This window comes from Mesorhizobium sp. M4B.F.Ca.ET.143.01.1.1, assembly GCF_004792275.1.
GTDB classification, from domain to species: Bacteria; Pseudomonadota; Alphaproteobacteria; order Rhizobiales; family Rhizobiaceae; genus Mesorhizobium; species Mesorhizobium abyssinicae.
In genome coordinates this window covers 1-310 of the sequence record NZ_SRSR01000269.1, presented here as the reverse complement: position 1 = coordinate 310, position 310 = coordinate 1, and the positions used below count along the sequence as shown (strand labels likewise).

Here is a 310-nt window from a genome sequence, read left to right as displayed (position 1 = left end):
CTGGGAAGAGGCCAATTCGCCGGCGCTCAACGCCGAGGAGCGTTCGCGCATCGGCGGCATCTGCGCCAAGGCGATCGCCGATCTCGGCTATTCCGGCGCCGGCACGATCGAGTTCCTCTACGAGAATGGCGAGTTCTATTTCATCGAGATGAACACGCGCCTGCAGGTCGAGCATCCGGTGACGGAAGCGATCACCGGCATCGATCTCGTGCACGAGCAAATCCGCGTGGCCTCGGGCGGCGGTCTTTCGGTCAGGCAGGAAGACATCAAGTTCAACGGCCATGCCATCGAATGCCGCATCAACGCCGAG

1 pseudogene is annotated in these 310 nt (G+C 62.3%); it reads left to right on the top strand.

Features of this window, described 5'->3' with window-relative positions:
* A pseudogene (locus EN786_RS36940) lies at nucleotides 1-310 on the top strand (acetyl-CoA carboxylase biotin carboxylase subunit); the annotation flags it as partial.